Here is a 13,491-nt window from a genome sequence, read left to right on the forward strand (position 1 = left end):
GCGTACCTTGCCGGGCCCAGTCAGTCCGCAGGTGGCAACAGATGGTGACCGGCCTGGTCGGCCAGGTGGCGGCCGAGTCGCTCCAGCGGCTCGCCGCCGTGGCGCCAGTAGTGCCAGTACAGCGGTACGTCCAGATGCCAGCCCGGCACAACGTCCTCAAGCTCCCCCGTCGAGAGCTCCCGATACGCCTGGATTTCGGGAATGAGCCCGAAGCCGAGGCCCGCGTGGGCCAGGCGCAGAAATCCCTCGACGCTGGCGCAGCGGTGGTGCGGGAAGGGGCCGTTGAAGCCATGGGCCGCCATGAAGCGGTGTTGCAGTTGATCGTTGGGCCCGAAGATGATGGCCGGCGCCTGGGCTAGAGAACCGGCGTCCGCGCCCTGGGGGCAGTGTCGGGCCATGAAGTCGGGACTCGCCAGTGCGCGGTAGCGCATCACGCCCAGGGCGATGACCCTGGCGCCCTGGACCGGCATGTCGCTGGCGCACAGGCACGCAGCCACTTCGCCCAGGCGCATGCGTTCAAGTCCGACCTCCTGATCCTCGATGACCAGATCCAGGGTAATCGCCTGATGCTTGAGGTAGCCGGCGATGGCGCCCGGCCACCAGGTGGCGAGGCTATCGGCATTGATGGCGATACGTAGCTGACGGTGGCCCAGTGCCAGCTGCGGTGCATCCTGGATCAACTCGCCCTCCAGCAGTTGTACCTGCTGGACGTGGTTCAACAGCCGTTGACCCAGTTCGGTCGGTGTCGGCGGGGAGCCCCTCACCAGCACCGGCTGTCCCAGGCGAGCCTCCAGCAGCTTGATGCGCTGGGATACCGCCGATTGGGTCAGCCCCAGCGCGCGGGCCGCGCGCTCGAAGCCCTGGTGGGTCAGCACGGCGGCCAGTGCATCGAGCAGTTTGTAGTCCAGCATGGGCGTCTATCCATGTCCTTAAGTATAAGAAATGGTAATGAGGCAGTGGGAGAAGTGATTTCTCTTATTTACCAGCTTGCCCTAGTCTCTGCCACATCCAGCAGCGCGCAACATCGGCGCAGCGTCGACAATCATCGTGAGGAAGGACAGACCATGTGGCTTTCACTGATCCAGGGCGTGGGCACCGGAGCGGGACTGATCATCGCCATCGGCGCGCAGAACGCCTTTGTGTTGTCCAAGGGACTGAGGCGACAACACGTCTGGTGGGTGGCGGGGATCTGCGCCCTGTGCGATGCCGTGCTGATCGGCCTGGGGGTGATGGGTCTCGGCGCCCTGATCGCCCAGAGCGAAGGGGCCATGCTGTTGGCGCGCTACGGCGGCGCCGCCTTTCTTGCCTGGCAGGCCTGGCTGGCCATTGGTCGGGTTCGACGGCCCAGGGGCATGGACGTTGCATCGTCTGCCTCCAGTGCCAGCCTTGCCCAGGTGGTGCTGGCGACCCTGGCGGTGACGCTGCTCAACCCCCAGGTCTATCTGGACACCCTGGTGATGCTGGGCGCCATCGGTTCGCTGCAAGAGAGCCCGGTGGGGTTCTACGTGGGGGCGACCATTGCTTCCTTTGTCTGGTTCTTCGGCCTGGTAAGCGCCGCCGGCGCCCTGGCACCGCGGCTGAAGAGCCCGAGGGCATGGCAGTGGGTGGATGGGATCATCGCCGTGATCATGCTGCTGGTGGCGTGGCAGTTGGTGACGCTGACGCTGTAAAGGTCGCAGCGAGAGGCAGCCTGTCATGCCAGCGTGACGTCGTGTAAGGATTTCGTGACGCCTGGGGTGCAGAGCGCACACGGGGTGTCACGCCAGCGCTACAGCTGGCCGATGCCAGGGCGTGTGCGCTACCACCTCATGCCGCTCCGGGGGGATGGGGGGCGCGTGTCGAGGAGCCTAGGATGGGGAGTGACAATCACAATGACGGAGGCCCACATGACCGCAGTCGCTCCCATCGATACCCACAACCCCATCGGCACCAATGGCTTCGAGTTCGTCGAATACAGCGCCCCGGATCAGGCTGGCATCGACGCCCTGCGCGAGCTGTTTCTCGCCATGGGGTTTACCGAGACGCGCCGCCACCGCTCGAAGCGGGTCACCCTGTTTCAGCAGGAGGGGGTGAACTTCGTGCTCAACGCGGAAGCCGGCAGTCACGCCGCCAGGTTCGCCGAGATTCACGGTCCGGGCGCCTGCGCCATGGCGTGGAAGGTAGCGGATGCTCGTCAGGCACTGTCCTACGCCATCGATCAGGGCGCCCGTCAGGTCGATAACCCTGTCGGTGCTGGCGAGGTCGGCATTCCGGCGGTGGAGGGTATTGGTGGTTCGTTGCTGTATTTCGTCGATGATCGGGTCGACGAACAGGGACGTACCATCTACGACATCGACTTCGAGCCCATCGCCGGCACCTCGGCTCAGGACAACAGCGTTGGTCTCAAGGTGCTGGATCACCTGACCCACAACGTGGCGCGGGGTCAGATGGATCCCTGGGCCGACTTCTATACCCGTATCGCCAACTTCCGTGAGAATCGCTATTTCGACATCGAGGGCAAGAAGACCGGGCTGCATTCCCGCGCCATGACCGCACCCTGCGGCAAGATGCATATCCCGATCAACGAGTCCGCCGACGACAACTCCCAGATCGCCGAGTTTATCCGCGAGTACAACGGCGAGGGTATCCAGCACCTGGCCATGGCCACCGACGACATCTACGCCACGGTGCGCGCGCTGAAGGCCAACGGCATTCGCTTCCTGTCCACCCCCGACACCTACTACGAGAAGGTCGATGTGCGGGTGCCCAACCACGAAGAGCGGGTCGAGGATCTGCGTGAGTTGAGCCTGCTGATCGATGGCGGTCCGGATCAGGGGGTGCTGCTGCAGATCTTCACCGAGACCGTGATCGGTCCGATCTTCTTCGAGATCATCCAGCGCAAGGGTAACGACGGCTTCGGCGAGGGCAACTTCAAGGCGCTGTTCGAATCCATCGAGGAAGATCAGATTCGCCGCGGTGTCCTCGACGCCGACTGACGTCGGTCGGCTACAGCCGCTGTCGTCACTGGCGTCTTGTCGGCCAGGTGAGCGGCAGCGGATCCTTCGCCAGGTAGGCCCTTGGCCGCGACTTTGCGTCGTCGGCCTGCCCAATCACAACAAAATCCGTCACAATGGCGCGCTGGATGCCCTGGGTCTGTGCTGTTTCAGGCTGTTTTCAGGGCGCCACCGCCATGGTGGACAAACAAAAGTGCGCAAGCGATCTCTGGTGAGTCATGACAACCAATGAACCCTCTCGCACCCAGTGGCTAGGCCGCTGGGGCTTCGTTCTGGCCGCGACCGGCTCCGCTGTGGGCCTGGGCAATATCTGGAAATTTCCGTACATGACCGGAGAGTACGGCGGCGGCGCCTTCGTGCTGGTCTACCTGGTCTGTATCCTGTCGGTCGGTGTGCCCATCATGATGACCGAGATCGCCCTGGGGCGGCGTGGTCGGGGCAGCCCTATCGACGCCATTCGCCGGGTGGTCAAGGAATCCGGAGGCAGTTCGCTGTGGTCGCTGTTCGGCTGGATGGCGATGCTCTGCGGCTTTTTGATCCTGAGTTTCTACGTGGTGGTCGCCGGCTGGTCCTTCGCCTACCTGTGGAAGATGATCTCCGGCGGGCTGGTCGGTTCCAGCGTCGATGACATGGCGGCCATCTTCGGCGCCAACAATGCCAACCCCTTCAGCCTCGGCGGTTGGAGCACCCTGGTGACCGTGGCCACCATGGTGATCGTCGGCAAGGGGGTGCAGCAGGGCATCGAGAAGAGCGTCGGCTGGATGATGCCGGGTATGGTGATCATGCTGCTGATCATGATCGTCTACGGTATGTTCTCCGGTGGCTTCGGTCAGGCCGTCCACTTCCTGTTCGACTTCAAGGCTTCCAGTCTGTCAAGCGAAGGCATGCTGGCCGCCATGGGCCATGCCTTCTTTACCTTGTCACTGGCCTCCGGGGCCATCCTCACCTACGGCAGCTACCTGCCGAGACGTGCTTCCATCGGTCGTACCACCCTGACAGTCGCGGTGGCCGATACCCTGGTGGCGCTGATGGCGGGGCTGGCGATCTTCCCGGTGATCTTCGCCAACGGCATGGAGCCCAACAGCGGCCCCGGCCTGATCTTCATGAGCCTGCCGCTGGCGTTCCAGGCGATGCCGATGGGCACGCTGTTTGGCATCCTGTTCTTCATCATGCTGTCGATGGCGGCGCTGACCTCCTCGATCTCGATGGTCGAGGCCACGGTGTCCTGGCTCAACGACAACAAGGGCATCAGCCGCAAGGCGGCCGCCTGGGGCACCGGCATCGTGCTGTGGCTGATGAGCACCCTGGCGATGCTGTCGTTCAATATCGGTGCCGACTGGACACTGGCCGGCAAGCACTTCTTCGATTGGCTCGACTTCCTCACCTCGCGTCTGATGATGCCGCTGGGCGGACTCGGCATGGCGCTGCTGGCCGGTTTCTTCCTCAAGAGCGAAGCGGTACGCGATGAGCTGGACCTGCCGGCGGGCATGCACGCCCTGTGGCTGTTCATGGTGCGCTACGTCAGTCCCCTGGGCATCCTGGTGATCTTCGTCGATGCGCTGGGCATCGTCGCTGTGGATTTCGCCGCCCACTGGCTGTGGCTGGCACTGATCCTGGTCGTGATGACCGGTCTCGGTGAAACCCTCAGCCCGAGGCTGCGGCGGACGCTGAGCGCCAAGGGGTAAGACAGTCACCCCACTGACCCTGCCAAAGCCGCCAGAGCGCCGCTTTCCCCGTCGGGGAAGGCGGCGCTCTGGTGTGGGGTGACGACGCCTTGCAGCAGCAATGAAGTGTGTTTTTGGTAATAACGAAGTGGACGTTTAATTCCGGCATGGCATAATGATGCCCGTTGTCATCGCCCGTTGTTCACTCTGGAGTCCACCGTCATGAGCCCTTCCCAGTTGCCTGCCCACAGTGGCTTTCCGGCCGGTAGCGTGAGTCTCGTCGGTGCCGGTCCCGGCGATCCTGAGCTTCTGACCCTGCGTGCCTGGCGGCGACTGTGCGAGGCCGAGGTGGTGCTGCACGATCGACTGGTCAGTGAGGAAATCCTGGCGCTGGTGCCGGCATCGGCGGATCGCTACTACGTCGGCAAGGCTCGCTCCGATCACAGCCTGCCCCAGCAGGACATCAATCGCTCGCTGGTCGACTGGGCCCGTCAGGGCAAGCGTGTGGTCAGGCTCAAGGGGGGCGACCCTTTCATCTTCGGTCGTGGCGGTGAGGAGCTTGAGACTCTGGTGGCCGAAGGCGTTCAGGTGGAAGTGGTACCGGGCATCACCGCGGCTTCCGGCTGCAGCGCCTACGCCGGCATCCCTTTGACCCATCGTGATCACGCCCAGTCGGTGCGCTTTATCACCGGGCACTTGAAGGAAGGGGGGTGCGAACTCGACTGGCGGGCGCTGGCAAGCCCTGGTCAGACGCTGGTGTTCTACATGGGGCTTGGCAGTCTCGACTACATCAGCCAGGGCCTGATCGGCGAGGGACTGAACCCTGACACCCCGGTGGCGCTGGTCGAGCAGGGAACTACCCAGCGCCAGCGCGTCCATCTATCCAACTTGGCTAATTTGCCGAAGTTGAATGATCGGGATATCATTCGACCGCCCACCTTGATCATCGTCGGCAGCGTGGTATCGCTGCACGAGCAACTGGCCTGGTTCGATCATGCGCAAGCGGGGAGTCGTGGGTGGATGCACGGCAAGCATCCGTCACCCCGAGAACGTTCTTCGGATTGAACGTGCGCCATCGCTGGAGACTTCGCACCAGGCTCTGAATCCCCGCGTCTCGCGGGTTACCTGAGGTGAAGATGATGTTGTCCATTTCTCTGCGTCGTATGCTGTCCGGTCGATCGACCATGGCCGCCTGGGCGGCCGCCGTTGTTCTGGCCATGGCGTCGCTTGCGAGCGCGCCGGCAATGGCCCGTGACGACGGAGAGGTTGCTTCCCAGCGCGGCCAGGCTTCCTACTACAGCGATCGCTTCCAGGGACGTCGAACCGCCAGCGGCGAGTCCTTCGACCAGCAGGCGCTGACCGCCGCCCATCGCAGTCTGCCCTTCGGTACCAAGGTGCTGGTCACCCGTCGTGATACCGGCCAGAGCGTCGAGGTCGAGATCAATGACCGCGGCCCCTTCGTCAAGGGACGGGTCATCGACCTGTCCAAGCGTGCCGCCCGCGAGCTAGGTATGCTCAAGCGCGGCACCGCGCCGGTCCTTCTGACCTACCTGCCCGGAGCTTGACCCGGGGCACCAACAGGGGCCACAAGCATCGGTACGTCGAAACGAAGATGTGCGATCGCAGGTGATCGACCAAGGCCCGCCAGGCAAGCCTGGCGGGCCTTGTCGTGTCTGAGCAACGATAGCAGGGCGCATCGTCACCGCGAGAACTGCTCGATCGCCCGGGTATCGACCGGCTGATCGTGAAATTCGCGCTGCCAGCGGGCGAGCAGGGCGGTGCGCTTCAACTCATCGAGGGTCGCCAGCAAGCCGGGGCTCAGAGGAATCGGCCTCAGGCCGTCAGGGTAGTCGCGGCGCATGGCAGTGGCGGTGCCCGGGCCATCCAGCTGGGGGTGCAGGGCGCCGAGTTCACCGGCCTCGGCGATGACCCTTTGGCCGTCGGCGCTCAGCAGGTAGTCGATAAAGCGGCGCGCTGCCCCCGTGTGCGGCGCCTGGCGAGGCACGAAGGCCAGACGTCGAATGACCAGGGCATAGTCGTCGGGAATCACCAGCCTGAGCTCGGGGTCATCGGCGATCCTTTCCCGGGCATAGCTGCCCAGCACGTTGTAGGCGATGTCGTAGCGACCCTGCCTGAGGCCTTCCAGCATGGCGCCGGTGGTATTCACCAGGGCGGTATCTGCCTTGCCCAGCGCCGCCACCAGGTCCCAGTAGCGCGGGGACAGGCGTGACTCCTCGATGGCGTAGGTGTAGCCGGCGCCGCTGGAGGTGGGGTCGTAGGTGACCAGGCGTCCTTGCAGCGGCGAGCGCGCCTCGGCCAGCAGGCCGAGCAGATCGGCGCGGCTGTCGACGGGGCCGAGGCGCTGCTCGAGACGGCGGCTGACCACCATCACGATGGGTTCGAAGGTAAAGGCAAACAGCTCCTGACGCCACTTGGCCGTGTCCGGCCAGCGCTGGGTGATGGCGGTGTCGATGCTCTGGGCGTGACCCTCGTTGACCAGCAGGTACTGCCAGGGCATGGCCGACGAGATGACCACATCGGCCTCTGCCGGGGCGTCGAGAAAGCGCTGATGCACGTCCAGCGTCGAGAAGTTGCGGTAGGTGATGGTGTAGCGCGGATGACGACGATGGAAGTCCTCGAGTAGCGGCAGGGCGTAGGGGATATCCAGGGCCGCGTGGATCACCAGCGCATCTGACGACTCTCCTGTACCTTCGAAGGTGACCTCATCGTAGGCTGGCTGCTGCGAGGCGTTCCCCGGGTATGCCTCGAGGGGGGAGTCGGCCCCTGCCTCGGGTATGGATTGCGCCAGGGACTCATCAGGCAGAAGCGACCACAGCGCCAGCGACGCCACCAGCGTGACAACGGCGGTCATCCAGGGGGGCAGCGCAAGGGTGCGGGATATCATGGCTGGCTCCGTGAAGGGGCGGACGTCGATCCCTTGTCGACGCCTTCGCCGAATTGCAGGCTGACTCGCAGGCCCGGCGGTGGTGCTTCCCGGGCGTCACCGAGGCTCAGTCGAGCGCCGTGGGTGCGGGCGATGCCGTCGACGATGGCCAGGCCCAGACCCGAGCCTTCGCTGGTGTGCTCACCGCGGTGGAAGGGGCGCAGTACCAGCAGTCGACGCTCGTGGGGGATGCCTGGGCCGTCATCGACGACCGCCAGAGCGATCGGGTCGGCGCTGACCTCGACGGTGATGTGCCTGGCACCGTAGTGGCAGGCGTTGTCGATCAGATTGGCCAGCGCCTCGCCCAGCTGCCAGTCGAGCCCCTGCACGTGCACCGGTGCCTCTGGCGCCTCCAGACCAAGGTCGACGCCGGCGCGCTGACAGCGTTGCCAATGGGCCATCACCGCCTCACGGGCGACCTGAACCAGATCGGTGGGGGCCAGTTCGGGCTGGTACTCGGGATTGTCCAGGCGGGTCAGTGACAGCAGTTGCATGGCCAGGCGCGAGGCGCTCTGGCTGGTGGTCTGCATGGCGCCCAGGGCCGAGCGCCAGATGGCGGGGTCGTCCTGGCGCAGGGCCAGTTCGGCCCGGGCGGAAAGCCCCGCCAGGGGGGTGCGGAGCTGATGCGAGGCGTCGCCGATAAAGCGTTCCTGGTTGGCCTTGACCCGACGCATCCGTGCCAGCAGCTCGTTGACGGTATCGCGCAGCTCGGCCAGCTCTCGCGGCAGCGGCAATTCCAGCGGTGCCAGGGTGCGCGGATCACGGGTGCGTATCTGGCGTCGCAGTCGTGTCAGCGGTGCCAGCGCCAGGCGAATGGCGATCAGCAGGGCGGCCACCGACAGCACCGCCACCGCCAGCAGGTAGGCGAGGCTCTGGCGAAACAGCTCGCCGCTGAGCGCGTCGCGCCCCTCGCGTGTGTGGGCGACCCGGATCTCGAAGGGCTCGCGCAGGCGCCAGTCCTCAAGCCGAGAGCGGCGCACGCCGAGGCGCAGAGGCATATCGTGGTAGTCAACGTCGCCATAGACGACGTCGCTCGCGTCCTGGGCGGCGCCTTCGATACCGGGCAGGTCGGCGTTGCCGGTGACCCGCTTACCGCGAGCGTCCACCAGGGTATAGAACACCCGTTCGTCGTGGCGCGAGGCGAGCATTTCCAGGGCTGCCGGGGGCAGGTCGAGCCATAGTCGGTCGTCCTGCCACTGGGCCTGTTCGGCGATCGACAGACTGGCGGCGTCGAGCAGTCGGTCGAAGGCCCGGTCGGCGGTCTGGCGAGCGTCCAGCCAGGCCCGCCACAGCACCACCGAGCCGACGATCAGCATCGGCAGCAGCAGCCAGGTCAACAGTCGGCGATGGAGTGAATCTCCGCTCATGGTGCTTCCAGCAGGTAGCCGAGACCGCGCACCGTGCGCAGGTTCACTCGATGCCCCTGAAGGCGCTTGCGCAGACGATGCACGTAGACCTCGATGGCATTGTCGCCGAGTTCCTCCTCGCCGAAGGCTTCACGCACCAGGGTAGCCTTGTCCACCGGCTGGCCGGCGTGTCGCATCAGGCACCCCAGCAGGCGCTGCTCTCGCGGAGGCAGTGCCAGCGCCTCGTCGCCCAGGCTGAAGCGCTGGGCCAGGCTATCGAAGCTGAGTTCGCCCACGGTGATCAGGCCGGAGGGGGCGCGGCGACGCATCAGGGCGCGTACCCGGGCCTCCAGCTCCTCCAGCGAGAAGGGCTTGGCCAGGTAGTCATCGGCACCCAGGTCGAGCCCTCGCACGCGATCTTCTACCGCGCCGCGAGCGGTGAGAATCAGCACCGGGGTCGAGCTGTCGTGGCGCCTCAACGCCTCCAGCACCTCCAGGCCGCCGAGCCCAGGAAGGTTCAGATCCAGAAGTACCATGTCCAGTCGGTGATTTCCCTGGAGGCGGTCGCGGGCGTCGATGCCGTTGTCGAGATGCACAACCTCGTGGCCTGCGATGCCGAGGGCATCGACCAGGGTCTCGGCCAGAAGCCGATCGTCTTCCACCAGCAGCAGTGTCATGCGCGCCTCCCTTGGGTGTCCCGCTGATCGATCAACTGTGTCACCGCCTCGTCGAGCCGTGTCGCGGCGGCCTGTGTGTCCAACCGTCCCTCGGGCCCGGACAGGGCCAGCCAGAGTTCGTGACGACCTTCCAGCGGCAGCCGCCGACACACCATGATGCCTCCCGCAAGGGCCGGCGCCGGAGCGTCAGTGTCCCGCAGGGGCCACTGGCTGCCGGGAACAAGGTCATGGCGCAGGCTCTGATCGGGCAGGGCGGCCAGGCGACAGTGAACCACGCCGGCGGTCACCTCGAGCAGGCTGGCGGTGTCGCCGAGTTGTCGTGCCAGGCCGTCGAGTAGCGGCTGGATCAGCGCCGCGAGATCGCGACTGGGGGCGTGGCGACGGGCGAGGCGCACCGGAGCACCGCCAATGCGCCAGCGGCCATCCTCTCCACGCTGGGTGTAGTCGAAGCGTTCCAGCGAGGCCAGAAGCCTGAGCAGGGTGCTCTTGTAGAAGCCGGTGGCGCCGGCCAGTTCTGCCAGACTGAAACTATCCTGAGGAGTATCGAAGACCTCCAGGACCGAGAGGGCCCGTTCGACCGCCTCGACGCGATCCTGTGCCATGTGAACCTTCCTGTCGGTGATAGCGAATGATGTCGCTGGCATTCAACTTTGGTCGGAATTACGCGATCGCGCGTTGACCCGGATGCTGTCCGGGCTTAGCTTTCCATCCAAGGGAACGACGTTCTGTCTTACAGAATTGTAAGCCAGGTGTCAGTTTCCAACAAGTGGAAATCTCGGCGCCGTCTCGGCGTCAATCGCGACGGGATGTCGGCTCGTGCCTCCTGTCAGCAGACAACAACAGAGGACTTCGTCATGTCCATGAACACGCCAGTCAAACTGATCGCCATCGCTGCCATCACCGGTGCAGCCAGCACTGCCGTTGCCTTTGAGCCCGAAGGCAAGGTCGAGTGCCTGGCGCCTGCCGACCCGGGCGGCGGCTGGGACTTCACCTGCCGCAGCGTCGGTACCGTGCTCGAAGAGCTGGACCTGGTGCCGCGCGGTGTTCAGACCGTCAACATGGCCGGTGCCGGTGGTGGCGTGGCTTACGCTCACACCGTCAGCAAGCGCGCCGGTGATGACCAGCTGCTGGTCGCGGCTTCCACCGCCACCACCACACGCCTGGCCCAGGGGCAGTTCCCGGGAATGACCGCCGACATGGTCAACTGGGTCGGCGCCCTGGGGGCGGACTATGGGGTCATCGCCGTCAGCGCCGACAGCGAGTACCAGGACCTCAACGCCATCATGGACGCCATCAAGGAAGACCCGCGTGCGGTGAAGTTCGCCGGTGGCAGCGCCAAGGGCGGCTGGGATCACCTCAAGGTGCTGATCGCGGCTCAGGCTGCCGGCGTCGAGAACCTGCCGAGGATCCCCTACCTGTCCTACAACAACGGCGGCGAGGCCATGACCCAGGTGGTCGGCGGCCACGTGGACGCCTTCACCGGTGACATCACCGAGGCCCAGGGTTTCATGGAGTCCGGTGACCTGCGCGTGGTGGCGGTGCTGTCCGAGGAGCGTCTGCCGGGCGAGTTCAGCGAGATCCCCACCGCCAAGGAGCAGGGCATCGACGCCGTGGGTCCGAACTGGCGCGGCTTCTACATGCCGGCGGATATTCCTGAAGACGCCAAGCAGTACTGGGTCGACGCCATGGACACCATCTACGAGAGCCAGGAGTGGAAGGACGTCATGGAAAGCAACGGCCTGATGCCGTTCCACATGAGCGCCGGTGAGTTCGAGACCTTCGTCAAGGAGCAGATCGCCGACATCAACCAGCTCTCCAAAGATATCGGACTGATCCAGCAATGAGCATGTTCAACGACCGCGTATTCGGGGTCTTGATGATCGTCCTGGCCGTCGCGTACGGCTGGGGCGCCACCCAGTTTCCCGAACCCTTTGGCGGGGCCGAGGCGGTAGGCCCCGAAACCTTCCCCTACCTGCTGGCCGTCGTGCTGGGGCTGTCCAGCCTGTACATGGTGGTGCGCCCGGATCCTGACAATGCCTGGCCCTGGAGCCGCACCGGCGTCGAGCTGATCATCGCCCTGGTGGTGCTGGTGCTCTACGCGGCCCTGCTGCAGCCGCTCGGCTTCATCCTGGCGACCCTGCTGGCGGTGGGCACCCTGTGCTGGCGCATGGGCGCGCCGCCGGTCAAGGCCTTCATCGTCGGCGGTATTTCCGGCGTGGTGGTATTTCTGATCTTCAACTTTGCGCTGGACCTGCCCCTGCCCCTGGGTGTGCTGTCCTTCCTGGAGGTGGGCTGATGGAAACCCTTGGCTACCTGATCGATGGCTTCGGGGTGGCTCTCGCCCCGCATAACCTGATGTTTGCGCTGCTGGGCGCCTTTCTCGGCACCCTGATCGGCGCGCTGCCCGGACTCGGCCCGGCCAACGGTGTGGCGATCCTGATCCCGCTGGCCTTTACCCTGGGGCTCAAGCCCGAGACCGCCCTGATCATGCTCACTGCGGTCTACGCTGGCGCCATGTACGGTGGGCGTATCTCGTCGATTCTGTTGAATATACCCGGTGACGAGCCGGCCATGATGACCTGCCTCGACGGCTATCCGATGGCCCAGAAGGGCAAGGCCGCCGAGGCCCTGGCGATCTCCGCCATAGCTTCCTTCATGGGCAGCCTGATCGCCACCGTGGGCCTGATCCTGCTGGCGCCGATCCTGGCCGATTTCGCCCTGACCTTTGGTCCTGCGGAATACTTCGCGCTGTTCCTGCTGGCCTTCGCGACCCTTGGCGGTATCACCGGCAAGAACCCGATGAAGACCGTGGTGGCCGCCTGCATCGGTCTGATGATCGCGACCATCGGTATCGACAATACCGGGGTGCAGCGCTACACCTTCCAGGTGCTCGAACTTTACGAGGGTGTCGACTTCATCATCGCCATCGTCGGCCTGTTCGCCATCTCGGAGCTTCTGTTCTTTATCGAGGACCGTGCCGGCAAGGGCAAGAAGACCATCAAGGTCAACAAGCTCAAGCTTTCCTGGGCCGACATCAAGGGCATCATGCCCTCGAGCATCCGTGGTGGCATCCTCGGCTTTATCGCCGGCGTCCTGCCGGGGGCCGGTGCTTCGCTGGGCAGCTTTATCGGCTACACCCTCGAGAAGAAGGTGGTCGGCAAGAAGGGCTACTTCGGTGAAGGTGACCCGCGCGGCGTGGCTGGCCCCGAGGCCGGCAACAACGGCGCTTCCAGCGGTGCCCTGGTGCCGATGCTGACCCTGGGCGTCCCGGGTAGCGGCACCACCGCGGTGCTGCTGGCGCTGCTGATCTCGCTGAATATCACCCCTGGCCCGCTGATGTTCACTCAGAACGCGGACATCGTGTGGGGGGTGATCGCGGCGCTGTTGATCGGCAACTTCCTGCTGCTGGTGCTCAACATTCCGCTGGTCGGTATCTTCGTCAAGCTGCTGTCGGTGCCGCCGATGTACCTGTTGCCGATCGTCACCATGGTGGCCTTCGTCGGCATCTACTCGATCTCCAACACCACCTTTGATCTGTACTTCATGGTGGCCTTCGGGGTCGGTGGCTACATCCTCAGGAAGCTCGAGATCCCGCTGGTGCCGGTGATCCTGGGTCTGCTGCTTGGCCCGGAGATGGAGAAGAACCTGCGCCACGCCATGGACATCTCCGACGGCGACTGGACGATCCTGTGGGACAGCGGCCTGGCCATCGGCCTGTGGCTGTTCGCCGGTCTCGGCCTGATCCTGCCGTACATCGTCGGCCCGATCCTGAGAAAGCGCATGGAGGTTCAGACCGGCCACACCACACCGGGCGATTGAGCGACCCCGCTCCCGGTGGTTGACGAAGGCCTTCGGGCTCGACTCGAC

The 13,491-nt window shown here is 65.0% G+C and carries 13 protein-coding genes; 8 read left to right on the plus strand and 5 right to left on the minus strand.

Features of this window, described 5'->3' with window-relative positions; translation table 11 throughout:
• Positions 1-20: 20 nt before the first annotated feature.
• Positions 21-911 carry a LysR family transcriptional regulator ArgP gene (locus C6W88_RS15085; RefSeq protein ID WP_108133063.1) on the minus strand — a complete coding sequence of 297 codons (891 nt, stop codon included), beginning with the start codon at positions 909-911 and terminating at the stop codon, positions 21-23.
• 153 nt (positions 912-1,064) lie between these two features.
• Here C6W88_RS15085 and C6W88_RS15090 point away from each other — a divergent pair, with 153 nt between their 5' ends.
• The 5 genes from C6W88_RS15090 (at position 1,065) to C6W88_RS15110 (ending at position 6,222) form a co-directional block, all read left to right on the plus strand.
• Positions 1,065-1,670, plus strand: a complete 606-nt coding sequence (locus C6W88_RS15090; RefSeq protein WP_108133064.1) for a LysE/ArgO family amino acid transporter — start codon at positions 1,065-1,067, stop codon at positions 1,668-1,670.
• A 216-nt stretch (positions 1,671-1,886) separates the two neighbouring features.
• Complete coding sequence (gene hppD, locus C6W88_RS15095) at positions 1,887-2,975, plus strand: 4-hydroxyphenylpyruvate dioxygenase (protein ID WP_108133065.1); 1,089 nt, start codon at positions 1,887-1,889, stop codon at positions 2,973-2,975.
• 236 nt (positions 2,976-3,211) lie between these two features.
• Positions 3,212-4,678 (plus strand): sodium-dependent transporter, encoded by a 1,467-nt coding sequence (locus tag C6W88_RS15100; RefSeq protein WP_045994012.1) that lies wholly within the window; start codon positions 3,212-3,214, stop codon positions 4,676-4,678.
• Between the two features lie 201 nt (positions 4,679-4,879).
• Positions 4,880-5,722: a uroporphyrinogen-III C-methyltransferase gene (cobA, locus tag C6W88_RS15105; RefSeq protein WP_108133066.1), complete on the plus strand. Its 843-nt coding sequence runs from the start codon at positions 4,880-4,882 to the stop codon at positions 5,720-5,722.
• A 179-nt stretch (positions 5,723-5,901) separates the two neighbouring features.
• Positions 5,902-6,222 (plus strand): septal ring lytic transglycosylase RlpA family protein, encoded by a 321-nt coding sequence (locus tag C6W88_RS15110; RefSeq protein ID WP_371931866.1) that lies wholly within the window; start codon positions 5,902-5,904, stop codon positions 6,220-6,222.
• 134 nt (positions 6,223-6,356) lie between these two features.
• On the opposite strand, the gene C6W88_RS15115 is transcribed toward C6W88_RS15110, so the two are convergent.
• From C6W88_RS15115 to C6W88_RS15130, 4 genes are read right to left on the minus strand one after another with little or no spacing between them, the layout of a single operon-like run.
• Positions 6,357-7,562, minus strand: a complete 1,206-nt coding sequence (locus tag C6W88_RS15115; RefSeq protein WP_231498665.1) for an ABC transporter substrate-binding protein — start codon at positions 7,560-7,562, stop codon at positions 6,357-6,359.
• On the minus strand, positions 7,559-8,968 hold the full coding sequence (locus tag C6W88_RS15120) for a sensor histidine kinase (RefSeq protein ID WP_108133067.1): 1,410 nt from the start codon (positions 8,966-8,968) through the stop codon (positions 7,559-7,561). The genes C6W88_RS15115 and C6W88_RS15120 overlap by 4 nt, the downstream gene beginning before the upstream one ends.
• A complete protein-coding gene (locus C6W88_RS15125; RefSeq protein ID WP_045994009.1) occupies positions 8,965-9,624 on the minus strand; it encodes a response regulator transcription factor in 660 nt (219 codons plus the stop codon). The genes C6W88_RS15120 and C6W88_RS15125 overlap by 4 nt, the downstream gene beginning before the upstream one ends.
• Entirely contained in the window at positions 9,621-10,226 is a 606-nt protein-coding gene (locus tag C6W88_RS15130; RefSeq protein WP_108133068.1) for a helix-turn-helix domain-containing protein, read from the minus strand. Before C6W88_RS15130 ends, C6W88_RS15125 begins: the two co-directional genes overlap by 4 nt.
• A 252-nt stretch (positions 10,227-10,478) precedes the next feature.
• Between C6W88_RS15130 and C6W88_RS15135 the strand changes: the two genes are divergently transcribed.
• Genes C6W88_RS15135 through C6W88_RS15145 form a run of 3 tightly spaced genes read left to right on the plus strand, consistent with a single transcriptional unit; the run spans position 10,479 to position 13,443 of the window.
• A complete protein-coding gene (locus C6W88_RS15135) occupies positions 10,479-11,468 on the plus strand; it encodes a Bug family tripartite tricarboxylate transporter substrate binding protein (protein WP_045994007.1) in 990 nt (329 codons plus the stop codon).
• Positions 11,465-11,920 (plus strand): tripartite tricarboxylate transporter TctB family protein, encoded by a 456-nt coding sequence (locus C6W88_RS15140; protein ID WP_045994006.1) that lies wholly within the window; start codon positions 11,465-11,467, stop codon positions 11,918-11,920. The genes C6W88_RS15135 and C6W88_RS15140 overlap by 4 nt, the downstream gene beginning before the upstream one ends.
• A complete protein-coding gene (locus C6W88_RS15145) occupies positions 11,920-13,443 on the plus strand; it encodes a tripartite tricarboxylate transporter permease (protein ID WP_108133069.1) in 1,524 nt (507 codons plus the stop codon). Before C6W88_RS15140 ends, C6W88_RS15145 begins: the two co-directional genes overlap by 1 nt.
• The last annotated feature ends 48 nt before the right edge of the window (positions 13,444-13,491 follow it).

It is taken from the genome of Halomonas litopenaei, from assembly GCF_003045775.1.
Classification (GTDB): domain Bacteria; phylum Pseudomonadota; class Gammaproteobacteria; order Pseudomonadales; family Halomonadaceae; genus Halomonas; species Halomonas litopenaei.

Bases quoted from the DNA above. Each gene is read 5' to 3' on its own strand.
- C6W88_RS15085 (WP_108133063.1), bottom strand. From the start codon at position 911: ATGCTGGACTACAAACTGCTCGATGCACTGGCCGCCGTGCTGACCCAC.
- C6W88_RS15090 (WP_108133064.1), top strand. From the start codon at position 1,065: ATGTGGCTTTCACTGATCCAGGGCGTGGGCACCGGAGCGGGACTGATC.
- hppD (WP_108133065.1), top strand. From the start codon at position 1,887: ATGACCGCAGTCGCTCCCATCGATACCCACAACCCCATCGGCACCAAT.
- C6W88_RS15100 (WP_045994012.1), top strand. From the start codon at position 3,212: ATGACAACCAATGAACCCTCTCGCACCCAGTGGCTAGGCCGCTGGGGC.
- cobA (WP_108133066.1), top strand. From the start codon at position 4,880: ATGAGCCCTTCCCAGTTGCCTGCCCACAGTGGCTTTCCGGCCGGTAGC.
- C6W88_RS15110 (WP_371931866.1), top strand. From the start codon at position 5,902: ATGGCCCGTGACGACGGAGAGGTTGCTTCCCAGCGCGGCCAGGCTTCC.
- C6W88_RS15115 (WP_231498665.1), bottom strand. From the start codon at position 7,562: ATGATATCCCGCACCCTTGCGCTGCCCCCCTGGATGACCGCCGTTGTC.
- C6W88_RS15120 (WP_108133067.1), bottom strand. From the start codon at position 8,968: ATGAGCGGAGATTCACTCCATCGCCGACTGTTGACCTGGCTGCTGCTG.
- C6W88_RS15125 (WP_045994009.1), bottom strand. From the start codon at position 9,624: ATGACACTGCTGCTGGTGGAAGACGATCGGCTTCTGGCCGAGACCCTG.
- C6W88_RS15130 (WP_108133068.1), bottom strand. From the start codon at position 10,226: ATGGCACAGGATCGCGTCGAGGCGGTCGAACGGGCCCTCTCGGTCCTG.
- C6W88_RS15135 (WP_045994007.1), top strand. From the start codon at position 10,479: ATGTCCATGAACACGCCAGTCAAACTGATCGCCATCGCTGCCATCACC.
- C6W88_RS15140 (WP_045994006.1), top strand. From the start codon at position 11,465: ATGAGCATGTTCAACGACCGCGTATTCGGGGTCTTGATGATCGTCCTG.
- C6W88_RS15145 (WP_108133069.1), top strand. From the start codon at position 11,920: ATGGAAACCCTTGGCTACCTGATCGATGGCTTCGGGGTGGCTCTCGCC.